Genomic DNA, 24,362 nt, shown 5'->3' on the forward strand with positions numbered 1-24,362 from the left:
TTCGCAGATGTGGTCCGGTCAGTCCCAGTCGAGCCCGCCGCGACGCCACTCGTAGGCGTAGGCGACGGTGATGTTGACCAGGAACAGGACGACGGCGAGCAGGCCGAAGCCGCCCAGGGCGTCGAAGTGGACGGCCCACGGCACCAGGAACATGATCTCGACGTCGAAGATGATGAAGGTCATCGCGACCGTGTAGAACTTCACCGGCACCCGCCCGCCGCCGACCGGCTGCGGGGTGGGGTCGATGCCGCACTCGTAGGAGTCAAGCTTGGCGCGGTTGTAGCGCTTGGGTCCGGTGAGCGTGCTGACGCCCACCGAGAAGACGGCGAAGCCGGCGGCCAGCGCGGCCAGCACCAGCACCGGGGTGTAGAGCTCCATCGCGATCCCTTCCTCCTACGTGCGCCACGCAGCCCGGGTTGTGACCTTGTGAACCGAATCACTAGTGGCGTGGCGCACAGTCTGCCACTCCCCCGCACGGGTGGCGAGCCGGGGGGTGGGTGCGTGCTGCGGGCCGGGATCGGGCCCTGACCTGCGCATTTAACGCACGTCAGTGTTACTTAATTCGAGGAGGACTCCGGCGCGCGCTCAGGCGGTCGCGCGGTGCAGGGCGACGATGCCGCCCGAGAGGTTCTTCCACTCCACGCCGCTCCAGCCGGCCCCCGCGACGAGGTCGGCCAGCCCGGCCTGGTCGGGCCAGGCGCGGATCGACTCGGCCAGGTAGACGTAGGCGTCGGGCGACGACGAGACCGCACGGGCCACCGGCGGCAGCGCCTTCATCAGGTACTCGACGTACAGGGTGCGGAACGGCGACCAGGTCGGGTGGCTGAACTCGCAGACCACCAGGCGCCCGCCGGGCCGGGTCACGCGGCGCATCTCGGCCAGGCCGGCCGCCGGGTCGACGATGTTGCGCAGCCCGAAGGAGATCGTGACCGCGTCGAAGGTGTCGTCGGCGAAGGGCAGGCGGGTGCCGTCGCCGGCGGTGAAGGGCAGGTGCGGGCGCGCCTGCTTGCCCACGCGCAGCATGCCCAGCGAGAAGTCGCAGGGCACCACGGTGGCGCCGCGGTCGTGGAAGGGCGCGCTGGAGGTGCCGGTGCCGGCCGCCAGGTCGAGGATCCGCTCGCCCGGCACCGGGGCCACGGCCTCGAGGACCTCGGTGCGCCAGCGCCGGTCCTGGCCCAGGGAGAGCACGTCGTTGGTCACGTCGTATCGCTTGGCGACGGCGTCGAACATGCGTCGTACGTCGGTCGGCTGCTTGTCCAGGTCTGCACGGGCCACAGGCGCAGCGTAGAGGCCGGTGCCGAAGCCGCTCACCGGCGGCACGCAACCAACCGCCGCGCCCGTGCGTCTCCCTGGTGAGACCCGACGGCCCCGGCCGTCCCGCTGCACCCGACGAGGACCTCCTGATGACGCACCTGACCCGCTTCGCGCTCCTGCTCGTGCTCGCGCTCCTGCTGCCCGCGACGGCGTACGGCGCCGGGCTGGCCCAGGAGCGCTGGCTCGGCGACGACGCCGTGGGCCGGGGGCCCGCGGTGGCGGCCGACCCGCACCGGTCCGGGCCCCGGCCCGCCCGGCGCGGCCGGCCCGGCCCGTCCGGCAGCCGGTGGCACCCGCCCCGGCGCCGATCGAGCCGGCGATGGTGCCCGGGCCGGCGCTGATGGGCCCCGGCGGGCAGGGCGAGGACGTGCGCGACCTGCAGGCCCGGCTCGCCCAGATCGGCTGGTTCTCGGCCGGGGTGACCGGCTTCTACGGCGACGTCACGGTCGCCTCGGTGCGCGGCTTCCAGGCCAAGCGCGAGATCCCGGTGACCGGCGAGGTCGACCGACGCACCCTCGACCGGCTGCGGGCGATGACCCGCCAGCCGACCACCGACGAGCTGCACCCCGAGCGCGTGGTCGCGGCGCCCGCAGCGGCGCTGGACCCGCGGTGCCTGGTCGGCACCGCGCTGTGCATCGACAAGACCACCGCCACGCTGTCCCTCGTCGTCGACGGCCAGGTGCGCTCCACCCTCGACGCGCGCTTCGGCGGCGCCGCCACCCCCACCCGCGAGGGCCTCTTCTCGGTGCTGCGCATGGACCGCGACCACGTCTCGAACCTCTACGGCTCCGCGATGCCCTTCTCGATGTTCTTCTCCGGGGGCCAGGCCGTGCACTACTCCTCCGACTTCGCCGCCCTCGGCTACGCCGGCGCGTCGCACGGCTGCGTCAACATCCGCGACTACGACGCCCTCGCCGCCATCTACGACCAGGTGAGCGTCGGCGACCGGGTCGTGGTGCACCGCAGCTGACCCGCCCCACGACCCGTGGCGCACGGACCCGGCCCGCGTGAGGTCGCCCACGCGGGCTCGGGTCGGCGCCGGGCGCTGAGTACCCTCGACCCCGTGACGACCAGCGCGAGCCCCGGGAGCCAGGGCGCCCCCTCGGCCGTGGAGGCACCCCTGGTGGCGCGCACCGTGGCCGTCGACGTCGCCCGGCTCGACGCCCTGGGCTCGCTGCTGGACCTGCTGCCGTCGGACCACCCGGTCAGCTGGCTGCGCCGCGGCGAGGGCCTGGTCGGCTGGGGGTGCGCCGCCGTCGTGCGCACCCAGGGCCCGGCCCGCTTCAGCGACGCCGCGAAGTGGTGGGAGGAGACCACCGCCCGCGCGGTGGTGCGCGACGAGGTCGAGGAGCCCGGCACCGGCCTGGTCTGCTTCGGCACGTTCGCCTTCGCCGACGAGCCCGGCCACTCGGTGCTCCAGGTGCCCTCGGTCGCGGTGGGCCGCCGCGGCGACCGCGCCTGGGTGACGGTCGTGGGCCGCGGCAGCATCGAGCCGCTCGACTCGCACCTCTCCCCCGCCGCGGCCCCCGACGCCCCGGCCGGCATCACCTTCGCCGACGGCTCGCTGAACTCCGAGGAGTGGATGTCGGCGGTCGCCGACGCGGTGGCCCGCATCGGTGGTGGCGACCTCGAGAAGGTCGTGCTGGCGCGCGACCTGGTGGCCACGGCCGACGAGGACGTCGACGTCCGGGTGGCCGCTGCAGAGCGTCTCGCGGCGGCGTACCCGATGTGCTGGACCTTCCACGTCGACGGCATGTTCGGCGCGACCCCCGAGATGCTGGTGCGCCGCGAGCGCGGGCTGGTCACCTCGCGGGTGCTGGCCGGCACCATCCGCCGCACCGGCGACGACGAGCGCGACCTGGCGCTGGCCGCCACCCTGGCCCGCTCGTCGAAGGACCTCGAGGAGCACGAGTACGCCGTGCGCTCGGTCGCCGACTCCCTCGAGCCGCACTGCTCCTCGATGAACGTGCCCGAGGCCCCGTTCGTGCTGCACCTGCCCAACGTCATGCACCTGGCCACCGACGTGGCCGGGGTGGTGCACGACGCGCAGACCGTCTCCTCCCTCGACCTCGCCGAGGCGCTGCACCCCTCGGCGGCCGTCGGCGGCACCCCCACCGCCGCGGCCACCGACCTGATCACCGAGATCGAGCGGATGGACCGGGGTCGCTACGCCGGCCCCGTCGGGTGGATGGACGCCAGCGGCGACGGCGAGTGGGGCATCGCCCTGCGCTCCGGCTCGGTCGAGGGCCGCAGCGTGCGGCTCTTCGCCGGCTGCGGCATCGTCGCCGACTCCGACCCGGAGGCCGAGCTCGCCGAGGCGCAGGCCAAGTTCGTGCCGGTGCGCGACTCCCTCTCCGGCTGACCCGGCGCAAATCTCACGCTGACCCGGCGCGAACTTCGCGTCGAGCCGGCCCGAACCTGCTCAGGCTGGTCCGGGCCGGGTCGGCGCGAGATTCGCGCCGGGTCAGCGTGAGATTTGGGCCGGGTCAGCGCGAGATCTGGGCCGGGTCGGCTAGAGGTCGGCGCCGTCGGGGCGGCGGACGAACTCCAGGCCGTCCTGGCCCAGGAAGCGGCCGAAGTGCTGGTCGACGATGCCCAGGGCCAGGTCGGAGTAGACCTTGTCGTGGATCGCGAGCACCCGCGGGGCCGCCACGAAGCGGGCGAACTCGATGCCGTCGGCGACCGCCATCCAGGGGGCGCAGACGGGGGCCAGCAGCACGTCGACGGGCTCGCCGGGGCCGGTGAGGGCGTCGCCGGGGTGGTAGACCCGTTGGTCGCCGCAGGTCAGCACGTAGCCGGAGTTGTCGAAGTGTGGCAGCTCGGGGTGGATCACCGCGTGCTTCTCCCCCACCACCTGCACCGGGAGGCCGGCGACCTCGAGGGACTGGCCCGGCGCGACCACGGTGACCCGCTCGGCCAGGTCCGGGGCCTGCTCGCGGATCTGCTCGGCGACCGCCGCGATGGTCCAGATCGGGGCGTCGGCGGCGCGCAGCGCGTCGGCGGTCCAGTGGTCGGCGTGCTCGTGGGTGACCAGCACCCCGGCCGCGCCGTCGACGGCCTGGGCCGCGTCGGGTGTGAAGGCGCCGGGGTCGAGCACCAGCGCGGTGCCGCCGTGCTCGACGCGCACGCAGGAGTGGCCGAACTTGGTGATCCGCATGCCGTCCACCGTAGCCGCGCCGCCGTCGGCGACGGCGACACCGGCGACGCTGCCTACGATGCGGCGGTGACCTCCTTGCGCGCCGCGACCGTCGCCGACGCCGAAGCGCTGGGCGGCCTGCACGTCGACGTCTGGGACGACGCCTACACCGGGCTGATGCCCGAGCGGCTGCTCGAGGAGCGCCGCGCCGCACTGCCCGAGCGGGTCGAGAGGTGGCGCGAGATCCTGGCGGCCCGCGCGCAGGCGCCGGATGCGCCCGTGGTGTGGCTGGCCGAGGACGCGAGCGGGCTGGTCGGCTTTCGCCTCGGCCCTGCCGGCCCGCGACGACGACCCGGCCCTGCCCGGGCTCGAGCTCACCGCGCTCTACGTGCGGGCCCGCTGCTGGGGCACCGGGCTGGGCCACCGGCTGCTGGAGGCGGCGGTCGGCGACCGGGCGGCGTACCTGTGGGTGCTGGCCGGCAACGAGCGCGCCACCGGCTTCTACGAGCGGCACGGCTTCGTGCTCGATGGGGCGGTCGACGACTCCGACGACCACGGCCGGCACCTGCGGATGGTGCGCCGGTGAGCGCCCACGGCGCCGCCGAGGTGCCCTGGCTCGACCTGGCCGACCCGGCCTTCGACACCAACGGCGAGGCGGTGCACGCCGCGCGCGAGCGCTCCTGGTGGGCGCGCACGCCGTACGGCGCCGCGGTGCTGCGCCACCGCGAGGGGGCGGCGCTGCTGCGCGACCGGCGCTTCGTGCAGGGCAACGCGCGCTGGCCCGAGCAGAACGGCATCCGCTCCGGGCTCTTCCACGACTGGTGGGCCGAGACCCTGCTCAGCCTCGAGGGCGACGACCACGACCGGGTGCGGCGGCTGCTGCTGCCCGCCTTCCGCAAGCGCTCGATCGAGGCGATGCGCCCCTCCTTCACGGCACTGGCCGACGAGCTGGTCGACGGCTTCGCCGCCCGCGGCCGGGTGGAGCTGGTCGGGGAGTTCGCCGAGCCGTACGCCGCCCGCATCATCTGCCGCCTGCTCGGCCTCGACGAGGACCACTGGCCGCAGGTCGCGCACTGGGCCGACGACCTGGGCGCGTCGTTCTCGACCGACGTGGCCGCGCAGGTGCCGCGCATCGAGGCCGCGCTCGACGGGCTCAGCGGCTACCTCGCCGACGTGGTCGCCGAGCGTCGGGCGACGCCGCGCGACGACTTCCTCACCACCCTGGTGCAGGCCGCCGACGCCCCGCCCGAGGGCACGGTCGGGCTGAGCGACCACGAGCTGTCGGTGGCCCTGGTCTTCCTGGTCTTCGCCGGCATGGAGACCACCCGCAACCAGATCGGGCTCGCGGTGCGCACCCTGCTGCGCCACCCCGACCAGTGGCGGCTGCTGGCCACCCGGCCCGACCTCGGCGCGGCCTGCGTCGAGGAGGTGATGCGGGTCGACCCCACCGTCACCTGGGTGACCCGCGAGGCGCTCGAGGACGTCGACCTCGGTGACGGGCTGGTGGTGCCCGCCGGCGGGGTCGTGCAGGTGCTCTCGCACGCGGCCGGCACCGACCCGGCCGCGATGACGACGACGGGCCTCGACCTCGAGGCCGCGGCCCGCGGCGAACGGCCGCCGCACACCGGCTTCGGCGCCGGCATCCACCACTGCCTGGGCCACTACGTCGCCCGCGTCGACATGGCCGTGGCGCTGCCGCTGCTGGCCGCCCGGATGCCCGACGCGGAGTGCGCCGGCCCCGGCGAGTGGCTGCCCGCCTCGGGCAACACCGGCGCGGTCTCCTTCCCGCTGCGCTTCACGCCCACCTGACCACCGCACCCCGACACCGAGGAGCACCCATGACCACGATCGGCATCACCGGCGCCAGCGGCGCCCTCGGCGGCCGCGTCACCGCCCTCCTGGCCGGCGCCGACCTGCGCCTCGACCTGCGGCTGCTGGTGCGCGACGCCGCCCGCGCCCCTGACGTCGACACCGACGTACGGGAGTGCACGTACGGCGACCACGACGCCGCGCTCGCGGCGCTGCGCGGGGTCGAGACCCTCTTCATGGTCTCCACCCACGAGGGCCCTCAGCGCCGCCACGAGCACCGCACGTTCGTCGCGGCCGCAGCCGAGGCCGGGGTGCGCCACGTCGTCTACACCTCGTTCGTCGGGGCCGCCCCCGACGCCACGTTCACCCTGGGCCACGACCACCACGTCACCGAGGAGGCCCTGCGCGACAGCGGCATGTCGCACACCTTCCTGCGCGACAACCTCTACCTCGACGTGCTGCCGCACTTCGCCGACGACCACGGCGTGCTCCGCGGCCCGGCCGGCCGGGGCCGCCTGGCCGCCGTGGCCCGCGCCGACGTCGCGGAGGCGGCCGCGGTGGTGCTGCGCGACCCGGGCGACCACGCGGGGGCGGCGTACGAGATGACGGGCCCGGAGGCGCTGATTCTCGACGAGGTGGCCGCACGGGCCGGGGCGGTGCTGGGGCGCGAGATGAGCTACGTCGAGGAGGGCATCGAGGAGGCCTACGCCTCGCGGCGCGCCGGCTGGCCCGACGCCGAGCAGTGGCAGCTCGACGCCTGGGTCAGCACCTACACCGCGATCGCCGACGGCTCGCTGGCCGAGATCAGCCCCGACGTCGAGCGGCTGCTCGGGCGCCCACCGCGCACCCTCGAGCAGGTCCTCGCCGACCGCTGAGCACCAGGGCCTCAGGTGGCGAGGTGGTGCACGAAGCACCAGCGCCAGTGCTCGCCGGGCTCGGCCGACTGCATGACCGGGTGGCCGGTGTCGCGGAAGTGCGCGGAGGCGTGCTGGGCCGGTGAGGAGTCGCAGCAGGCCAGGTGGCCGCACGCCAGGCACTGGCGCAGCGCCACCCAGGAGGTGCCGGCCTCGAGGCAGTCGACGCACACGCCCGCGTCGCTGGTCTCCACGACCGACGTCGCGGTCAGGTGCTCGCACTCGTCTCGGGTCGCGGCGCGCAGCCCCACGGGCTCGTCCTGCTCGTGCTGGGGCAGCACCCGGTCGATCAGCGACTCCTCGACGTCGAGCATCGCCAGCACCTCGGCGACCACCACGGAGTCGACGCGCCCCGAGCTGCGGATCTCGAGCACCCGCTCGCGCTCGGCGTCGATCATCGCCAGCCGCACGCGGGCGTAGAGCTCGCTGGGGGTCTCCAGGCCCGGGGTGGTGCCCAGCCGCTCCCAGGCGGCGAAGTTGCGCTGGTCGACGCGCTGGCGGATCAGCTCGACGACGCCGTGGGGGTCGTCGTACTCCTGCTCCTCCAGCGCCGCGAAGCCGGCCTTGGAGGCCTGCTGCAGCAGGGTCGCGCGCGCCAGGGCGTCGTCCATCGGGTCCGGCGCACGCACCCGCAGCCGGCGGGCCAGCCACGGCAGCGTCAGCCCCTGCAGCAGCAGGGTGCCGGCCACGACGGTGAAGGCGACCATCAGCAGCACCTCGCGGTGCTCGACGTCGGAGGGGATGACGAAGGCGGCGGCCAGGGTGACGACCCCGCGCATCCCGGCCCACCCGACCAGCAGCGTGTTCTGCCACGACGGCTTGACCCGGGTCGCCCCGTCGTCGCTGGGGCGCAGCAGCACGTAGCGGGCCCCGAAGACCCACACGACGCGCAGCACGATCACCGCGACCAGGGTGGCGCCGCAGACCAGCAGCACCCGGCCCCAGCCGACCCCGCCACGGCCGACGTCCTCGACCAGGCGGGCGGCCTGCAGGCCGATGAGCAGGAAGACGACGTTCTCGAGGACGAAGGCGATCGTGCGCCAGTTCATCCGCTCGGCGATCCGCGACGAGGCGGTCTGCAGGACCGGGGACCGGTGGCCCAGCAGCAGCCCGGCCACGACCACCGCGATGACGCCCGAGGCCTGGATCTCCTCGGCCAGGACGTACGCCGTGAACGGGGTGACCAGCGAGATCGCGGTGTCGGTCAGCGGGTCCTCGACACGGCGGCGTACCCAGCCGATGACCAGGTAGAGCAGCGCCCCCACGGCCACGCCACCGCCCGCGGCGAGCGCGAAGTCGAGCCCGACGCCCACCGCGGTGATGCCGGCGCCGCCGGCGGCGATGGCGGTGCGCAGCGAGACCAGGGCGGTCGCGTCGTTGAAGAGCGACTCGCCCTCGAGGATGGTCACGATGCGGCGCGGCAGGCCGATGCGCCGACCCACCGCGGTCGCCGCGACCGCGTCGGGAGGGGCGACGACGGCGCCGATCGCCAGCGCGGCGGGCCAGCCGATGTCGGGCAGCAGGGCGTGCACCAGCACCCCGACCCCCACGGTGGTGAAGACGACCAGCCCCACCGAGAGCAGCAGGATCGAGCGCCGGTTGGCGTTGAAGTCGACCAGCGACGTCTGGATGGCCGCGGCGTAGAGCAGCGGCGGCAGTAGCCCGACCAGCACCACCTCGGGCGAGAGGGTGATCTCGGGGACGCCCGGGACGTAGGACCCGGCCACTCCCACCACGACCAGCACCAGCGGCGCGGGCACCTCGATCCGGTCGGCCACCGCGGTGACCACGAGCACGGTGAGCGCCAGGGCGATGAGCAGCAGGGCGATCTCCACCCGGTGATCCTCCCAGGTGGGCGGTGCCCACGCTCGGTTCAGGGGCGCAGCGCGCGGATCCGCTCGTCGAGGGCCCGGCGGTCGTCGCGGCGCACCCGGGCCTCGACCACCTCGATGCCGCCGTTGGGCGAGGCCAGCGCCTGCTCGAGCTCGGGCAGGCTCTCGACGCGCCAGTGGGGGGTGCGGGTGGCCGCGCACAGGCTGGCCAGGTCGACGCGGTGCGGGGTGGCGAAGAGCCGCTCGAAGCGGTCGGCGTGGGCGGGCGCGCCCTGCTCGAGCATCGAGAAGATCGAGCCGCCGTCGTCGTTGACCACCACGATCGTCAGGTCCGGCTCGGGCTCGTCGGGGCCCAGCACCAGCCCGTTGGCGTCGTGCAGGAACGTCACGTCACCGACCAGCGCGAAGGCCCGGCTGCTCGACGGACGTCCGAGGGCGGCGCCGATCGCGGTCGAGACGACCCCGTCGATGCCCGACAACCCCCGGTTGGCCACGACCTTGCGGCGCGCGCCGACCTGCCAGCCGTGCACCATCAGGTCGAGGTCGCGGATCGGGCTCGAGGCGCCCACGTGCAGCAGCCCCTCGGGCGGCAGGGCGCGCGCCACCGCGCCCGCGACGTCGTACGGCGTGAGGCCGGGCTCGGCGCCCAGCAGCGCGTCGAGCCGGCGGGAGACCGCGCGGTCGGCCTCGACCCAGGCCGCGAGCCAGCCGGGGTCGGTGGCCTGCTGGTCGGGGTGCGGCGCGGCGCCGGGGAGCTCGACGTCGACGGCGAAGGGACGGGCCGGCCACACGCCCCGGGCCGGGGCCGCCAGCACCTCGACGCCGTCGCGGCCCAGCAGCCGGGTCACGGGCCGGCTGAGCGTGGGGTGCCCGGCCACGACGACCCGCTCGATGCTGCGGCCCAAGTCGGTCTCGAGCAGCAGGCGGTAGGCGCGCAGGGCGTGGGAGCCGGTGCGCGAGCCGCTGGACGGCTCGGCCAGCAGCGGCCACCCGGCCGCCTGCGCCAGCAGCCGGGGCGGCGGCCCGGCGTCGTCGCCGGCGACCACCACGGTGCGCGGGCCCGGATGGATGGGGACGTCGGTGGTGGGCCAGCGGGGCCCGGGGCGCTCCTGGGGGTCGGAGCCGGTCACGGCCGCCCGCTCGTCGGCGTCGAGCACCCAGGGGCCGGCGGGCAGCAGCGGCTCGTCGAGGCGCACGTTGAGGTGCACCGGCCCGTCCTCGAGCCACAGCGCGAGCCAGCCGGGCGGCCGGTCGGCGCCGACGTCGCGGGTCGCGACCAGCGGGCCGAAGACCCCGACCTGCTCGGTGGTCTGGTTGGCGCCGGTGCCCGAGAGCCGGGCCGGGCGGTCGGCGGTGACCACGACCAGCGGCACCCCGGCGTGCGCGGCCTCGAGCACCGCGGGGTGCAGGTTGGCCACGGCGGTGCCGGAGGTGCTCACGACCGCGGCCGGCGCGCCGGTGCGGGAGAGGCCGAGCGCCAGGAACGCGGCGGAGCGCTCGTCGATGCGGGTGTGCAGGCGCAGCAGCCCCGCGGCGGCGGCGTCCCAGACCGCGAAGGACAGCGGGGCGTTGCGCGAGCCGGGCGCGACGACCACCTCGCGCACCCCGGCGCCGAGCAGCGCCACGACCACCGCGCGGGCGGTGCGCGTCGCGTCGTTCTCGTCGGGCTCAGCCACGGCGCCGATCCTCCCGCACCCCGCGCACCCGGGCCAGCCGCGCCTCCCAGTGCGCGACCCGCCCGGGGTCGGCTGCCAGCCGCCCCAGGGCGGCCGGTGCGACCGCGGGGCGAGCGACCCGCAGCGCCCCGTCGACGGGCAGCAGCGGTTGGGTGGCCACGTCGTCGGTGAGCAGCTGCACGGTGGCCAGCCCGCACGCGTGCGGCAGCTCGGGCAGCGCGGCCGCCAGCGCGACCCCGGCCGCGATCCCGACCGAGCTCTCCAGCGCGGAGGAGACCACCACGGGCAGGCCGATGTCCTCGGCGATGCGCAGGCAGGCGCGCACCCCGCCCAGCGGCTGCACCTTGAGCACGGCGACGTCGGCGGCCTCGAGGTCGCGCACCCGGTAGGGGTCGGCGGCGCGGCGGATCGACTCGTCGGCGGCGACCGGCACGTCGACGCGGCGGCGTACGAGCGCGAGGTCCTCGACCGCGGCGCAGGGTTGCTCGACGTACTCGAGCCCGCCGGCGGCGCGGTCGTAGCGCGGGATCGACGCCACGGCGGTGTCGACGTCCCAGAGCCCGTTGACGTCGATGCGCACCCGCCCGCCGGGGCCGCCGGCGTCGAGCGCGGCGCGGACCGCCTCCAGCCGCGCCAGGTCGTCGGCCTCGACCTGGCCCGGCTCGGCGACCTTGACCTTCGCGGTGCGGCAGCCGCCGCGGCGCACGATCTCGTGGGCGCTCGCGGCGTCGACGGCCGGCACGGTCACGTTGACCGGCACCAGGTCGCGCAGCGGGGCCGGCCAGTCGCCGGCTGCGGCCTCCTCGGCGCAGCGCAGCCAGGGCTCGGCGACGGCGTCGTCGTACTCCAGGAAGGGCGACCACTCGCCCCACCCGCCGGGGCCGTGCAGCAGCACGCCCTCGCGCACGGTGATGCCGCGGAAGCGGGTGCGCATCGGGATCGAGAAGACCTGCAGCCCGCCCATCAGGCTCCCTCGGCCAGGGCCTGCAGGGCGACCCGGTCGGGCTTGCCGTTGGCGAGCAGCGGCAGGGCGTCGAGGTCGACCACGTGGCGCGGCGCCCAGGAGCGCGGGTGCGCGTCGGCGACCCAGGCGCGCAGCTCGTCGAGCGGCACCGGGCCGTCGGTGCCGACCACGAGCGCGACCAGGCGCCGGCCCCACTCCTCGTCGGGCACGCCCAGCACCTCGGCGGCCTCGACACGCGGGTGCTCGCGCAGCCGGGCGGCGACCGCGGGGGCGGGCACGTTGACGCCGCCGGTGACCACGACGTCGTCGAGCCGGCCGAGCACCTGGAGCCTGCCGTCGTCGTCGAGACGACCGGCGTCGGAGGTGAGGAACCACCCGTCGACCAGCACCTCGGCGGTCAGCGCCGGGTCGCCGTCGTACCCCGCGAAGAGGGTCGGCCCGGCGAGCCGGATGCGCCCGTCGGGGCCGAGCGCGAGCCCGACGCCGTCGAGCGGCACACCGTCGTAGACGCAGCCACCCGCGGTCTCGGCCGAGCCGTACGTCGCCACCACGCGCACCCCCGCCCGCGCCGCGCGCTCGCGCAGCGACGCGTCGATCGGGCCGCCGCCCAGCAGCACCGTGTGCAGCGAGGCCAGGGCCGCGGCGTCGCCGGAGTCGCCGCGGTCGCCGAGCGCGCGGTGCAGCTGGGTCGGCACCAGCGAGACGAAGCCGTCAACCCCCGCGGGCAGCGCGGCGACCGCGGCCGCGAGCGAGCCGTGCTCCTCGAGCAGCACCGGGTCGTGGCCGGCCACCAGCGACCGGGCGACCACCTGCACCCCCGCGACGTACGACGCCGGGAGCGCGAGCACCCACGCGCCCGTGGCGCCGAGTCGGCGCGCCGAGGCCTCCACCGAGGCCAGCACCGAGGTCCGCGGCAGCAGCACCCGCTTGGGCCGCCCGGTCGAGCCGGACGTCTCGACGACCCACGGCGCGGGCTCCCTCACGGAGCCCAACCAGGCCCGCAGCGACGCCACCGCGTGACGTGGGCCACGGGGGTCGATATCCATGCGACGAACGCTAGCCCGGCGTGGTCTCATCCTCCGGTGCCGACCCGCCCCGCCGTCCTCGACCAGTTCGTCCCGCCGACCCCGCTGGCCGGCAAGCTGTCGGTCCAGTCGGTGCTCTTCGCGGTCGGCGACGGGGCGTTCATCACCGCCAGCGCCGCTTTCTTCCTTGCGGTCGTGGGCCTGTCCCCGACCCAGGTCGGCATCGGCATCACGGTCGCGGGCGTGGCCTCCTTCCTGGTCGCGGTGCCGGCGGGCAAGCTGGCCGACCGGATCGGACCTCAGCGGTTGTGGGCGCTGGGCGCCGTAGGCACAGCGGCGTCGTACGCCACCTGGCCGTGGATCGACGGCTTCATCGGCTTCCTGCTCGTCAGCGTGGTGCTCGAGGTCGTCAACTCCACCGGCGGCGCCGCCCGGGGCGCCTACGTCCTCGACGTGCTGCCGCGCGCCGAGCGGATCGGGTCGCAGGCCTACATGTACGCCGCCACCAACCTCGGCTTCACCGTCGGTGCAGGCGTGGGCTTCATGGCGCTCGCTGTCGAGCACAACACCCTGCTCACCGGGCTGCCGCTGCTGGCGGCGGCCCTGAGCCTGGTCAACGGCTACTGGATCACCCGGCTGCCGAAGGCCCCCCACAAGGAGCGCCCCTCGCCGCTGGAGACCGCGATCAGCGCCGCGGTCGACGAGGCCGACGCCCCGCGGGCCGTCCCGAGCGCCCTGCGCAACCCCGGCTACCTGCTCACCTCGTTCTTCAGCGGCGTGCTGATGACCAACCAGGTGCTGCTGCACACGGTCATCCCGCTGTGGCTGATCTCGGAGACCGACGCGCCCCGGGTGCTGCTGGCGGCGCTCTTCGCCACCAACACGCTGATGTGCATCGTGCTGCCGATGGCCGTGGCCCGAACCGTGCGCGGCCTGCCGACCGCGCTGCGCGCGGCCCGGATCAGCAGCGCGTTCTTCGTCATGGCGTGCGTCATCACGATGGTCACCCGCGACACCCTCGGCTGGCAGACGATCATGCTGATGTGGGCCGGGCACATCGTCGTCACCTTCGCCGAGCTGTTCCTCTCCGCGGCGAGCTGGGCCTTCGAGTCCGAGCTGTCCGACCCCGACCGCCGCGGCGAGTACCAGGGCGCCGGCAACCTCGGCGGCACCCTCGGGTTCGTCTGGGCCCCGGCCGCCTACACGTGGCTGGCGCTGAGCTGGGGCACTGAGGGCTGGCTGGTGATCGCCGCGATCATCCTGGTCGCCGCCGTGGCCATCCACCCCTCGGCGCGGATGGCGCAGCGCTTCCTCGAGCGCCACGAGCTCGACCCGGCCCGCTGAGGGCCGCGCGGGCGGTGTTGAATCGTCCGGTGACAGCTCCCGCTCAGTGGCTCGCCGGTGCGCGCCCCCGCACCCTGCCCGCCGCCGTCGCCCCCGTGCTCGCCGGCACCGGCGTCGCGGCGTACGTCGACCAGCCGGTGTGGTGGAAGGCGCTGCTGGCCCTGGTGGTCAGCCTCGCGCTGCAGGTCGGCGTCAACTACGCCAACGACTACTCCGACGGCGTGCGCGGCACCGACGACGACCGGGTCGGCCCGATGCGCCTGGTCGGCTCCGGCGCCGCCACGGCGCCCGCGGTCAAGCGCGCCGCCTTCGCCGCCTTCGCGGTGGCGGCCGCGGCCGGACTGGTGCTCGCCGCCACCACCGCGTGGTGGCTGGTCGCCGTCGGCGCCGTGAGCGTGCTGGCCGCCTGGTTCTACACCGGCGGCGACAGGCCCTACGGCTACCTGGGCCTGGGCGAGGTGATGGTCTTCGTCTTCTTCGGCCTCGTCGCGGTCGTCGGCACCACCTACGTGCAGACCGAGACCTTCGAGCCCGCCGCCCTGGCCGCCTCGGTCGGCATCGGCGCCCTGGCCTGCGCGATCCTCGTGGTCAACAACCTGCGCGACATCCCCACCGACACCCTCGCCGGCAAGCGCACCCTCGCGGTGCTCCTCGGCGACCCCCGCACCCGCACCCTGTACGCCGCCCTGGTCGCGGTCGCCGCGCTGGCCGTGCTCGGCGTGGCCGCGCTGACGACCTGGTGGGCGCTGCTGGGCCTGGGCTTCCTGGTCGCGGCCCTGCCGGGCCTGCGCGTGGTCGGCGGCGGCGCCACCGGCCCGGGGCTCGTCCCGGTGCTGCAGGCCACCGGCTCGGCGGAGCTGGTCTGGTCGGTGCTGGTCGCCGCGCCGCTGCTCCTCCGCTGATGCCAGCCGAGCAGTCACTTTCGAACCAGCGACCGGTCACTCTCGAACCACCGAGCGGTCGATGACCGGCACCCGCGCCACGGCGACCGGGCTAGGCTCGGGGCATGAAGTTCCTGCTGCTCATCCTCGTGATCGTGGCCGTCGTCGCCGCCTGGCGCATGCGCAGCGTGCTGCTGGGCAAGGTGCTGGGCCAGTCCTCGAGCCGGGTCGACCGGCACCTGAACCGCCGGAAGCGCTGAGCCTCAGTCGACGTCCTCGCGCGCCTTGCGCTCCTCGAAGCGCTGCCCCGCCGCGCGGGCCCGGGCGTCGACGCGCCGCGCCAGCGCCTCGCGGGGGCCGTTGAGCAGGAAGTAGGACCCGATCCCGCTGAGCACGAAGGCGATCACGAAGACCCCCAGCAGGTTGGCCTCACCAGCCACGAGCAGCCAGAGACCGCTCACCACGCCCAGCGAGGCGAGGAAGAGCAGGATGCGCAGGGCGGTGTAGACGGCGAACTCCTTCACCCCTCCAGGGTAGGTCGTCACCGGGCAGCGCCTACATTGGAGGGGTGCTGAAGTTCCTGCTGGTCGTGGCGTTCGTCGCGGTCGTCACCTACCTGGCCATCCGCCTGATGCAGCGTCGGCTGCCCGGCGGCGGCTCCCAGGGCGTACGCCGCCCGCTGCCCGGCCCCAAGCCGAAGCCGCGGATGGTCGCCCCCGACGACGACGAGGACTTCCTGCGCGACCTCGAGCGCAAGCGCCGCCACCCCGAGGACCCCGACACCCCCGCCACCTGACAGCCCGGCCGAGCGGTCACTTCTGCACCATCGACCAGTCAGTCGCGGACCACGCCCGGTCGCCCGGCGACCGCTGGGTGGTGCGTAAGTGACCGGTCGATGGTTCGAAAGTGACTGCTCGGCCGGCCTCAGCGCTCGAGCGGGGAGACGACGGCGCTGGAGGCGTCGGCGTAGGAGTGCTGGGAGCTGCTGGAGAAGAAGTTGATCCCGATGAAGTTGAACCACAGGGTGGCCAGGCCGACCAGGGCGATGATCGCGGCGTTGCGGCCCTTGAAGCCGGCCGTCGAGCGGGCGTGCAGGTAGGCGGCGTACACGACCCAGGTGATGAAGGCCCAGACCTCCTTGGGGTCCCAGTTCCAGTACGACGCCCACGCCTCGTGCGCCCAGATCGGGCCGGTGATGAGCACCGCGAAGGTCCACACCGGGAAGCCGAAGGCGTGCATGCGGTAGGAGACCCGGTCGAGCACGGCGGGTGCGGGCACCCGGGCGAGGTAGCCGGTGGTGCGCTCGGGGTGCTTGGCCTGGGCGCGCTCCTTGAGCAGGTAGAGCACCGAGGTGATCCCGCCGAGGGTGAAGGCGCCGGTGGCGATGACGGCGGAGACGACGTGGATGACCAGCCAGGGCGAGTTCAGCGCCTCGGTGAGCGGCGAGACCGGGGCGTAGAGCCAGATCTCGGCGACCATCATCAGCACCAGCACGGTGGAGACGACGATGGGGGCCATCCAGCCGAGGCCGAAGCGGCGGCGGGTGGCCAGGTAGAGCGCGGCGACCACGAAGGTGCCCGAGAGCGTGAACTCGTACATGTTGCCCCACGGCACCCGGTTGGGGTCGGCGGCCATGCCGCGCCCCACCAGGGCGACCAGGTGGACGCCGGCGCCCAGCCAGGTCAGCAGCAGCCCGAGGCGGCCGGCCATCAGCACCCGGCGCTCGTGGGCGTCGTCGACGTCGCCGGAGGTGGGGGCGGCGGTGGGCGCCGCCTCGTCGGCGGCCACGGCGCCACCCGCACCGGCCGAGACGCGGGCGACCTCGGCCGAGGCCGGCACCTTGCGCAGCAGGCTCCACTCCACCAGGTGCGACAGCATCGCCAGGAAGTAGACGGCACCGGCGGCGGCGACGGCCTGCTGGCTCAACGCCTCCCAGGACGGGTCGGTCATCTCAGCTCCTTCTGCGCCGCGGGTCGCAGCGCCTCCACGATATCGGCGAGCACCAACGCCACGTCCCCGCCGCCGGAGCGGTCCAGGGCGGCCAGCTCGACCACGGTGCGCCCGTCCTCGCGACGCGCCCGCACCCAGACCCGGCGGGGCCGGATGAACAGGCTCCCGAGCAGCCCGAGCAGGGCGGCCACGACGCCGACGAGCGCCACGACCTTGCCGGGGCTCTGGCTGACCTGCACGCGCACCCACGGCTGGACGCCCTCGAACGTGACGCTGCCGAGCCCGTCGGGCAGCTCCTGGGTGGCCCCGACCTGCAGGTCGACGCGCAGCGGGCTGCCGTCGGCCTTCGTCACCTGCTCGGTGCCGTCCTTCTCGAGGATGTAGACCGACTGCGAGGTGCCGTCGTCGAGACCCAGGTCGCCGCGGTAGACCAGCATCGAGATCGCCGGGTTGAGGGTGTCGCCCATGACGTTGACCGGGTCGCCGCCGATGTTGACGAACGTCGGGTAGAACAGCCCCTCGAGGCCGAGGCCGTCGGGCTCGGCGGCGGGCGCCTTGATGACGCCGAAGGACAGGAAGCTCTGGTCCTGGGGCAGGAAGATGCGCGGCCCGCTGGCCACCACCTTCCCCTCGGCGTCGCGCACCGTGATCACCGGTGCGTAGCCGTGGCCGACGAGGAAGACCTCGGAGTCGCCGATCTGCAGCGGGTGGTTGACCCGCAGGGCGTAGTCCCGCTCCTCGGCGCCGGGCTCCTCGCGGTAGCGCAGCTGGGCCACGAAGTTGCGGGCCTGGCCCTGGGCGCGACCCTCGGTGAGCCACTCGACCTCGAAGTCCTCGACGTCGAAGGAGAACGGCTCCATCTCGTCGGCGGAGAACGCCGAGCCGGGCACGAAGTCGTCGTACTGGGTCAGGTTGTTGGAGAAGCCGTTGCCGACCAGCACGATCACGCCGCCCTTGTAGCCGAGCAGGCTGCCCATCGCGAAGCCCACCAGCACCACGATGATCGAGAGGTGGAAGACGAGGTTGCCGACCTCGCGCAGGTAGCCGCGCTCCGCGGAGACCGCGCCGGCCCCGGGGCCGTCGGGGTCGGCCGGGCGCAGCCGGTAGCGGCGGCGGCGCAGCTCGGCGCGCGCCTGCTCGAGGACCTCCTCGACCCCCTCGTCGCTGTCGTACGACGCGTGGTCGGGCAGCCGGGTCAGGTTGCGCGGCGCCGCGGGCGGGACCGCCCGGATGTTGCGGGCGTAGACGAGGGTGCGCGGGATGATGCAGCCCACCAGGCTGACCATCAGCAGCACGTAGATGGCCGCGAACCAGACCGAGCCGTAGACGTCGAAGAGGTCGAGCCACTCGTAGACCGGGGTCAGGCGCGGGTGGTCCTCGCGCCAGCGCGACGCGGCGAGGGCGTCGACGCCCTGCTGCGGCACGATCGAGCCCGGCACGGCGGCCAGGGCCAGGAGCAGCAGCAGGATCAGCGCGGTGCGCATCGAGGTCAGCTGGCGCCAGGCCCAGCGGCCCAGCTCGCGCGGGGTCAGCTCGCCGGCGGCGCGGCGACCCTCGGGGCGCACCTCGGGAGGAGCGTCGGTCATATCGCCACCTCGAAGTCGGAGACCAGCTCGCCCTGCAGCCAGGTCACCGCGTAGTCCCACCAGCCGGTGACCAGCAGCACCCCGACCGCCACCATCATCACGCCGCCGGCGCGGGTCACCCACGCCTGGTGGCGGCGCACCCAGGCGAAGGCGCCCAGGGCGCGGCGCCACAGCAGCCCGGCGAGCACGAAGGGCACGCCGAGGCCCAGGGTGTAGAAGGCCAGCAGCAGCGCGGAGCGCCCGGCGGTGCCCTCGCTGTAGCCGAGCCCGAGGATCACACCCAGCGTCGGGCCGATGCAGGGGGTCCATCCCAGGCCGAAGAGGAAGCCGAGCACCGGGGCGGCGCCCAGGCCCACCGCGGGCACCTTGTGCACCCGCAGGTCGCGCTGCAGCCACGGGACGAGCCCGACGAAGGCCAGGCCCAGCACGATGGTGAACAGCCCCAGCCAGAAGCTCAGCGTCGACTGGTTGACGCGCAGCCAGGTGCTCACCGAGCCCGCCAGCGCCCCGAGCGTCACGAAGACCGCGCCGAAGCCGGCCACGAAGAGCACCGAGCCGGCGACCATCCGGCCGCGGCTGCCGCGGCCCTCGGCGATGTCGGCGCCCGAGAGCCCGGTGGCGTAGGAGAAGTAGCCCGGCAACAGCGGCAGCACGCAGGGGCTGAAGAACGAGACCAGCCCGGCCAGCACGGCCACGGGCACCGCGAGGGCCAGCGAGCCCGACGAGGCGGTCTGCTGGAGCCAGTCGGTCACTGGCCCGTCTCCTGGGCCGACTCGACCAGGGTCAGCAGCGTCGTCTTCGACGGGATCTCCCCGCTGATCACCGACGCCACCCGGCCCTCGGGGTCCAGCACGAGCGTCGAGGGGGTCGCCTTGGGCGAGGTGCGCCCGGGGAAGGCCAGCAGGGCCTGCCCGTCGGGGGCGTAGATCGAGGGGTAGTCGACGCCGAGCCGGTCCTCGAAGACCTGCGCGTCGGCCGCGGAGTTGTCGCGGATGTTGATCCCGACGAAGGCGACGTCGTCGCCGAGCTCGTCGGCGGCCTCGGTGAGCATCGGCATCTCCTTGATGCACGGCCCGCAGCCGCTCCACCACACGTTGACCACGACCGCCTTGCCGCGCTGCTCGGCCAGGTCGTAGCGGCCGCCGTCGACGGTCTCGCCGGAGAGCTCGATGGGGCCCTCGCGGTCGCCGACCTCGTACTCGACGACCTGGCCGTCGCCGGGCACGTAGCCGGCGTCGTTGGTGCCGGCCAGCGACGAGCAGCCGGCGAGCGGCAGCAGCAGGGCCGCCGCGAGGGCGGCCCGGCGGGGGCGAGGGGTCAAGGCCGCTTCTCCTCCGGGGCCCCGCCGGCCGAGAACGGCGCGGAGCGGTCCCCGGTGGGGATCAGGTCGCCGGCGGGCTCGGAGTACGAGACCTGCGCGAGCCGCTCGCCGACGAAGTGGAAGGAGGTCAGCGAGCACAGCGTGCACTGGCGCTTGCGGGGGTCGTGCAGGAAGGAGCGGCCCTCGGCGGCCAGGCGGGTCGTCCAGATCGGCAGCTGGTGGGAGACCAGCACGGCCTCGTGGCCGGTGGCCGCCTCGCGGGCCTCGTGCACCGCGGCCATCATCCGCTCGACGATCTCCTTGTAGGGCTCGCCCCACGACGGCTTGAACGGGTTCCACAGGTGCCGCCAGGTCGACGGCTTCTTCAGCGCGTTCTTGCCGGGGCCGAACTGCTCGCCCTCGAAGACGTTGGCCGACTCGATGACCCGCTCGTCGGTGACGATGTCGAGCCCGAGCGTCGCGGCGAGCGGGCGGCCGGTCTCCTGGGCGCGCTCCAGCGGCGAGGAGCGCACGTGCACGATGTCGCGGTGCCCGATCTGCTCGGCGACGCGGTCGGCCATCCGCCGGCCCAGGTCGGAGAGGTGGAAGCCGTCGCGGCGGCCGTAGAGCACGCCCTCGGGGTTGTGCACCTCGCCGTGGCGCAGCAGGTGGACGATCGTGTCGGGGGTGCCGGTCATCGCTGGGGCCTCTCGGTCGCGGCGGCCGCACGGGCGGCCTCGGGCAGCGCGTCGAGCACGGTCTGCACGGCGCGGTCGTCGTGGGCGGCGGAGAGGAACCAGGCCTCGTACGCCGAGGGCGGCAGGTAGACACCGCGCTCGAGCATGGCGTGGAAGAAGGCGCCGTACGCCGCGGTGTCGGTGCGCGAGGCGTCGTCGAAGTCGCGCACCGGGCCCTCGGCGAGGAAGACGGAGAACATGGTGCCGGTCGACTGGATCGTGTGCGCGACGCCGGCGGCCGTGAGGGCCTCGGCGGCGGCGGTCTTGATGGTCTCGCCGGTGCGGTTCAGGTGGTCGTAGACCTCGGGGGTGGCCAGCCGCAGCATGGCCAGGCCGGCGGTGGTGGCGACGGGGTTCCCCGACAGCGTGCCGGCCTGGTAGACCGGCCCCTCCGGCGAGAGGTGGCCCATCACGTCGGCGCGACCGCCGAAGGCCGCGGCCGGGAAGCCGCCGCCCATCACCTTGCCGAAGGTCACCAGGTCGGGGCGCCAGCCCTCGACCGCCCCGTCGAGGCCCCACTGGCCCTGCCGCGAGGCCCGGAAGCCGGTCATCACCTCGTCGCTGACGAACAGCGCGCCGTGGCGCGCGCAGGTCGCGGCCAGGAACTCGTTGAAGCCCGGCTCCGGCGGCACCACGCCCATGTTGCCGGGGGCGGCCTCGGTGACCAGGCAGGCGATCCGGTCGCCGTGCTCGGCGAAGACCGCCTCGACCGCGGCCCGGTCGTTGTAGGGCAGCACCAGCGTCAGCTCGGTCGAGGACGCCGGCACACCGGGGGTGCCGGGCACCGCGAAGGTGGCCAGCCCCGAGCCGGCCGAGGCCAGCAGCGCGTCGACGTGGCCGTGGTAGCAGCCGGCGAACTTCACCACGACGTCACGACCGGTGAAGCCGCGCGCCAGGCGGATCGCCGACATGGTGGCCTCGGTGCCGGAGGAGACGAAGCGGACCTTCTCGACCGAGGTGCGCTCGACGATCTCCTCGGCCAGCTCCACCTCCGGCTCGGTCGGGGTGCCGTACGACGTGCCGCGCGCGACCGCCGCCTGCACCGCCTCGAGCACCTCGGGGTGGGCGTGGCCCATCAGCATCGGGCCCCACGAGCAGATCAGGTCGACGTAGGCGTTGCCGTCGACGTCGTGCAGCCACGCGCCCTGCGCGGAGCGGATGAAGCGGGGGGTGCCGCCGACGGCGTTGAACGCGCGCACCGGCGAGTTCACCCCACCGGGGGTCACGCGGTGGGCCCGGCGGAACATCTCCGCCGAGGCGTCGGTCGTCACGGGCTGCAGACCTTGGCTCACCCGGCCATTGTCCTCATGCCCCACAAGCCCGTCACGCCGGTGCCCGCCCGCGCGGGGGCGGGGGTGGTCCAGCCCACTGCGGCCCACGCGCGGCCCCCGACACCGTGCGCCGGTCCGGGACGCTGGTTTGTGCCCGCTGACCTGGGGGCATGGTGGAGGACCGGGGGGCCGAGGGCCTCCCGGCCCACCTCCGGCGAACGGCAGTGCCCGTAACGTCGGTATGGGAGGATCGTTAGGTCGGTCACAGAGTGCTTGAGGGAGCACGGCCCACCAGCAGATCCACCGGCAGAACCAAGGGGAGAAGACTCGATGTCCGCACAGCGTTTGGGACGCCTGCAGAAGGCGACGGCCCTGGTGCCGCTCGGTCTGCTGTCGGCGGCAGTGACCGCCAGCCTGGTCGGGGTCTCCCCCGCGACGGTCAACGCCTCCGAGGAGGTCGAGGCCCCCGAGGTCTCCGCGCTGCCCGACGGCAGCAGCGTGCCGACCGAGGCGATCGAGGCCCCCGCGAGCGTGTCGACCGGCGACGTCGTCGCCGCCGGCCTGCGCGGCAAGAACGCCCAGCGCGTCGTGGCCACCGCCTCCAACGCCGACATCCCCTCCGCCGCCCTGGCCGCCTACCAGCGCGCCGAGACGGTCATCAACGAGGCCGACAAGTCCTGCAACATCACCTGGCAGCTGGTCGCGGCGATCGGCCGCGTCGAGTCCGACCACGGCCGCTACGGCGGCAACGTGCTCGACGACGAGGGCGTCGCCCGCCCCGGCATCTACGGCATCGCCCTCAACGGCAAGCGCGGCACCGCGTTGATCCGCGACACCGACGCCGGCCAGTTCGACAAGGACACCACCTTCGACCGGGCCATCGGCCCGATGCAGTTCATCCCCTCGACCTGGTCGGTCGTGGGCGTCGACGCCGACGGCGACGGCCAGCGCAACCCCCAGGACATCGACGACGCCGCGCTCGGCTCGGCCGTCTACCTCTGCTCCGGCGAGGACGACCTGTCGACCACGGCGGGCCAGGAGAAGGCGGTCTTCCGCTACAACAACTCCACCGAGTACGTCGACCTGGTCCTCTCGATCATGGACGCCTACATGTCCGGCGACTACACCTCGGTGCCCACCAACACCCTGGCCGCCGCCACCTTCGCGCCCGACCCGTCGTACACCCCGCCCAAGCCGCCCAAGCCCACCAAGAGCCCGCAGCAGGGCGGCCAGCAGCAGCCGGCCACGCCTCCCGGCGGCGGCTCCTCCGAGCCGGCTCCCGAGCCCGAGCCCACCTCCCCCGCCGAGCCCAGCGGCCCGGTCGGCGGCGGCAACGGCGGCTCCGGCGGCGGCCTGGGCATCCCCGGCGCGCCCACCCCGACGCTGCCGGCCCTGCCCTCGACCAGCGTCTCGGTCGTCGACGAGGTGCTCGGCTACGCCCAGGCGGTGCTGCAGTGCACCCTCGACGGCTACGTCGACAACATCCTGAGCAACAACGACCCCTTCGACAAGTGCGTGAAGGACTACATGGGCAAGTAGCCCCCCACCACGCGCGAGGAGCCCCGACCGGTCACCGGTCGGGGCTCCTCGCCTTGGGCGCTCAGGCGCGCAGCAGGCGGGCGGCCTCGGCCGCCCAGTAGGTCAGGATCACGTCAGCGCCGGCGCGGTGGATCGAGCCGAGCGTCTCGAGGATCGCCGGCTCGCGGTCGATCCAGCCGTTGGCGGCCGCGGCCTCGACCATGGCGTACTCGCCGGAGATGTTGTACGCAGCCACCGGCACGTCGACGGCGTCGCGCACCCGGCGCAGCACGTCGAGGTAGGCCAGGGCCGGCTTGACCATCACCAGGTCGGCGCCCTCGGCGACGTCGAGCAGCGCCTCGCGCACGCCCTCGACCGCGTTGGCGGGGTCCTGCTGGTAGGTGCGCCGGTCGCCCTCGAGGCACGAGTCGACGGCCTCGCGGAAGGGGCCGTAGAACGCCGAGGCGTACTTCGCGGAGTAGGCCAGGATCGAGACGTCGGTGTGCTCGGCGGCGTCGAGCGCCTCGCGCACCACCGCGACCTGGCCGTCCATCATCCCGCTGGGCCCGACCATGTCGACCCCGGCGTGCGCCTGCGCGCGCGCCATCTCGGCGTACGCCGCGAGCGTGCGGTCGTTGTCGACGCGCCCGTCGGGGGTGAGCAGGCCGCAGTGCCCGTGGTCGGTGAACTCGTCGAGGCACAGGTCGCTCATCACCGTCAGCGCGTCGCCGACCTCGCCGACGACGTCGGTGATGGCGAGGTTGAGGATGCCCGCGGGGTCGACGCCGCCGGAGCCGGTGGCGTCGCGGGTCTCGGGGATGCCGAAGAGCATCACCCCGCCCAGCCCGAGCTCGGCCGCCTCGGCGACCGCGGCCAGCAGGCTGGAGCGGGTGTGCTGCACGACGCCGGGCATCGAGGAGATCGGCTGCGGCTCGCTGATGCCCTCGCGCACGAACAGCGGCAGCACCAGCTGGCGCGGGGCCACCTGGGTCTCCGCCACCATCCGGCGCAGCGCCGGGGTGGTGCGTAGGCGCCGCGGGCGCACCACGGGTCCGCGCAGCGCCGCGGGCTCGACCGGTTCGTTGCTCACCGTGGCTGCCCCGCC

General features: G+C 74.5%; 26 protein-coding genes. 11 read left to right on the plus strand and 15 right to left on the minus strand.

Annotated features, from left to right (window positions below; genetic code table 11):
* Positions 1-18 precede the first annotated feature (18 nt).
* Both H0S66_RS05110 and H0S66_RS05115 read right to left on the minus strand, forming a co-directional pair.
* Entirely contained in the window at positions 19-378 is a 360-nt protein-coding gene (locus tag H0S66_RS05110) for an NADH-quinone oxidoreductase subunit A (protein WP_179614435.1), read from the minus strand.
* Positions 379-585: 207 nt separating this feature from the next.
* Positions 586-1,275 (minus strand): demethylmenaquinone methyltransferase, encoded by a 690-nt coding sequence (locus H0S66_RS05115; protein ID WP_179614436.1) that lies wholly within the window; start codon positions 1,273-1,275, stop codon positions 586-588.
* Between the two features lie 128 nt (positions 1,276-1,403).
* Between H0S66_RS05115 and H0S66_RS05120 the strand changes: the two genes are divergently transcribed.
* From H0S66_RS05120 to H0S66_RS05130, 3 genes are all read left to right on the plus strand, one after another.
* Positions 1,404-1,655 carry a hypothetical protein gene (locus H0S66_RS05120; RefSeq protein ID WP_180923792.1) on the plus strand — a complete coding sequence of 84 codons (252 nt, stop codon included), beginning with the start codon at positions 1,404-1,406 and terminating at the stop codon, positions 1,653-1,655.
* A complete protein-coding gene (locus tag H0S66_RS05125) occupies positions 1,634-2,284 on the plus strand; it encodes a L,D-transpeptidase family protein (protein ID WP_180923794.1) in 651 nt (216 codons plus the stop codon). The genes H0S66_RS05120 and H0S66_RS05125 overlap by 22 nt, the downstream gene beginning before the upstream one ends.
* A 93-nt stretch (positions 2,285-2,377) precedes the next feature.
* On the plus strand, positions 2,378-3,676 hold the full coding sequence (locus H0S66_RS05130; RefSeq protein WP_258017102.1) for an isochorismate synthase: 1,299 nt from the start codon (positions 2,378-2,380) through the stop codon (positions 3,674-3,676).
* A 150-nt stretch (positions 3,677-3,826) separates the two neighbouring features.
* Here H0S66_RS05130 and H0S66_RS05135 read toward each other — a convergent pair whose 3' ends face one another.
* Positions 3,827-4,471 (minus strand): MBL fold metallo-hydrolase, encoded by a 645-nt coding sequence (locus H0S66_RS05135; protein WP_179614438.1) that lies wholly within the window; start codon positions 4,469-4,471, stop codon positions 3,827-3,829.
* Between the two features lie 250 nt (positions 4,472-4,721).
* Between H0S66_RS05135 and H0S66_RS05140 the strand changes: the two genes are divergently transcribed.
* The 3 genes from H0S66_RS05140 to H0S66_RS05150 are packed head-to-tail and all read left to right on the plus strand — an operon-like array spanning position 4,722 to position 7,134.
* A complete protein-coding gene (locus H0S66_RS05140; RefSeq protein ID WP_180923796.1) occupies positions 4,722-5,036 on the plus strand; it encodes a GNAT family N-acetyltransferase in 315 nt (104 codons plus the stop codon).
* Positions 5,033-6,259, plus strand: coding sequence for a cytochrome P450 (locus H0S66_RS05145; RefSeq protein WP_258017103.1), 1,227 nt, complete (start codon positions 5,033-5,035; stop codon positions 6,257-6,259). Before H0S66_RS05140 ends, H0S66_RS05145 begins: the two co-directional genes overlap by 4 nt.
* A gap of 29 nt (positions 6,260-6,288) precedes the next feature.
* A complete protein-coding gene (locus H0S66_RS05150) occupies positions 6,289-7,134 on the plus strand; it encodes an NAD(P)H-binding protein (protein ID WP_179614439.1) in 846 nt (281 codons plus the stop codon).
* Positions 7,135-7,145: 11 nt separating this feature from the next.
* On the opposite strand, the gene H0S66_RS05155 is transcribed toward H0S66_RS05150, so the two are convergent.
* Genes H0S66_RS05155 through H0S66_RS05170 form a run of 4 tightly spaced genes read right to left on the minus strand, consistent with a single transcriptional unit; the run spans position 7,146 to position 12,628 of the window.
* Entirely contained in the window at positions 7,146-9,008 is a 1,863-nt protein-coding gene (locus H0S66_RS05155; RefSeq protein ID WP_179614440.1) for a Na+/H+ antiporter, read from the minus strand.
* Positions 9,009-9,046: 38 nt separating this feature from the next.
* A complete protein-coding gene (gene menD / locus H0S66_RS05160; protein WP_179614441.1) occupies positions 9,047-10,681 on the minus strand; it encodes a 2-succinyl-5-enolpyruvyl-6-hydroxy-3-cyclohexene-1-carboxylic-acid synthase in 1,635 nt (544 codons plus the stop codon).
* Positions 10,674-11,645 carry an o-succinylbenzoate synthase gene (locus H0S66_RS05165; protein ID WP_179614442.1) on the minus strand — a complete coding sequence of 324 codons (972 nt, stop codon included), beginning with the start codon at positions 11,643-11,645 and terminating at the stop codon, positions 10,674-10,676. The genes menD and H0S66_RS05165 overlap by 8 nt, the downstream gene beginning before the upstream one ends.
* On the minus strand, positions 11,645-12,628 hold the full coding sequence (locus tag H0S66_RS05170) for an AMP-binding protein (protein WP_258017104.1): 984 nt from the start codon (positions 12,626-12,628) through the stop codon (positions 11,645-11,647). Before H0S66_RS05170 ends, H0S66_RS05165 begins: the two co-directional genes overlap by 1 nt.
* Positions 12,629-12,727: 99 nt before the next feature.
* Here H0S66_RS05170 and H0S66_RS05175 point away from each other — a divergent pair, with 99 nt between their 5' ends.
* From H0S66_RS05175 to H0S66_RS20320, 3 genes are all read left to right on the plus strand, one after another.
* Complete coding sequence (locus tag H0S66_RS05175; RefSeq protein ID WP_179614444.1) at positions 12,728-14,014, plus strand: MFS transporter; 1,287 nt, start codon at positions 12,728-12,730, stop codon at positions 14,012-14,014.
* Between the two features lie 29 nt (positions 14,015-14,043).
* Positions 14,044-14,916 (plus strand): 1,4-dihydroxy-2-naphthoate polyprenyltransferase, encoded by an 873-nt coding sequence (locus H0S66_RS05180; RefSeq protein ID WP_179614445.1) that lies wholly within the window; start codon positions 14,044-14,046, stop codon positions 14,914-14,916.
* 104 nt (positions 14,917-15,020) lie between these two features.
* Positions 15,021-15,155 carry a hypothetical protein gene (locus H0S66_RS20320; protein WP_258017105.1) on the plus strand — a complete coding sequence of 45 codons (135 nt, stop codon included), beginning with the start codon at positions 15,021-15,023 and terminating at the stop codon, positions 15,153-15,155.
* A gap of 3 nt (positions 15,156-15,158) precedes the next feature.
* On the opposite strand, the gene H0S66_RS05185 is transcribed toward H0S66_RS20320, so the two are convergent.
* Positions 15,159-15,419 carry a DUF4229 domain-containing protein gene (locus H0S66_RS05185; protein WP_179614446.1) on the minus strand — a complete coding sequence of 87 codons (261 nt, stop codon included), beginning with the start codon at positions 15,417-15,419 and terminating at the stop codon, positions 15,159-15,161.
* A 44-nt stretch (positions 15,420-15,463) separates the two neighbouring features.
* Here H0S66_RS05185 and H0S66_RS05190 point away from each other — a divergent pair, with 44 nt between their 5' ends.
* Positions 15,464-15,691: a hypothetical protein gene (locus H0S66_RS05190; protein ID WP_179613738.1), complete on the plus strand. Its 228-nt coding sequence runs from the start codon at positions 15,464-15,466 to the stop codon at positions 15,689-15,691.
* Positions 15,692-15,819: 128 nt separating this feature from the next.
* Here the strand turns inward: H0S66_RS05190 and ccsB are convergent, their stop codons facing one another.
* Genes ccsB through hemL form a run of 6 tightly spaced genes read right to left on the minus strand, consistent with a single transcriptional unit; the run spans position 15,820 to position 21,715 of the window.
* Positions 15,820-16,845 carry a c-type cytochrome biogenesis protein CcsB gene (gene ccsB, locus H0S66_RS05195; protein ID WP_179614447.1) on the minus strand — a complete coding sequence of 342 codons (1,026 nt, stop codon included), beginning with the start codon at positions 16,843-16,845 and terminating at the stop codon, positions 15,820-15,822.
* Positions 16,842-18,431, minus strand: a complete 1,590-nt coding sequence (gene resB, locus H0S66_RS05200) for a cytochrome c biogenesis protein ResB (protein WP_179614448.1) — start codon at positions 18,429-18,431, stop codon at positions 16,842-16,844. The genes ccsB and resB overlap by 4 nt, the downstream gene beginning before the upstream one ends.
* Positions 18,428-19,183, minus strand: a complete 756-nt coding sequence (locus tag H0S66_RS05205) for a cytochrome c biogenesis CcdA family protein (RefSeq protein ID WP_179614449.1) — start codon at positions 19,181-19,183, stop codon at positions 18,428-18,430. The genes resB and H0S66_RS05205 overlap by 4 nt, the downstream gene beginning before the upstream one ends.
* Positions 19,180-19,752 carry a TlpA disulfide reductase family protein gene (locus H0S66_RS05210; RefSeq protein WP_179614450.1) on the minus strand — a complete coding sequence of 191 codons (573 nt, stop codon included), beginning with the start codon at positions 19,750-19,752 and terminating at the stop codon, positions 19,180-19,182. The genes H0S66_RS05205 and H0S66_RS05210 overlap by 4 nt, the downstream gene beginning before the upstream one ends.
* A complete protein-coding gene (locus tag H0S66_RS05215; RefSeq protein WP_179614451.1) occupies positions 19,749-20,429 on the minus strand; it encodes a histidine phosphatase family protein in 681 nt (226 codons plus the stop codon). The genes H0S66_RS05210 and H0S66_RS05215 overlap by 4 nt, the downstream gene beginning before the upstream one ends.
* Positions 20,426-21,715 (minus strand): glutamate-1-semialdehyde 2,1-aminomutase, encoded by a 1,290-nt coding sequence (hemL, locus tag H0S66_RS05220; protein ID WP_218876565.1) that lies wholly within the window; start codon positions 21,713-21,715, stop codon positions 20,426-20,428. Before hemL ends, H0S66_RS05215 begins: the two co-directional genes overlap by 4 nt.
* A gap of 354 nt (positions 21,716-22,069) precedes the next feature.
* Here hemL and H0S66_RS05225 point away from each other — a divergent pair, with 354 nt between their 5' ends.
* Positions 22,070-23,278 (plus strand): lytic transglycosylase domain-containing protein, encoded by a 1,209-nt coding sequence (locus tag H0S66_RS05225; RefSeq protein WP_179614453.1) that lies wholly within the window; start codon positions 22,070-22,072, stop codon positions 23,276-23,278.
* Positions 23,279-23,339: 61 nt separating this feature from the next.
* Here H0S66_RS05225 and hemB read toward each other — a convergent pair whose 3' ends face one another.
* Positions 23,340-24,347, minus strand: coding sequence for a porphobilinogen synthase (gene hemB, locus H0S66_RS05230; protein ID WP_261819676.1), 1,008 nt, complete (start codon positions 24,345-24,347; stop codon positions 23,340-23,342).
* Positions 24,348-24,362 lie beyond the last annotated feature (15 nt).

The organism is Nocardioides marinisabuli (assembly GCF_013466785.1).
In the GTDB taxonomy this organism is placed as follows: Bacteria; Actinomycetota; Actinomycetes; order Propionibacteriales; family Nocardioidaceae; genus Nocardioides; species Nocardioides marinisabuli.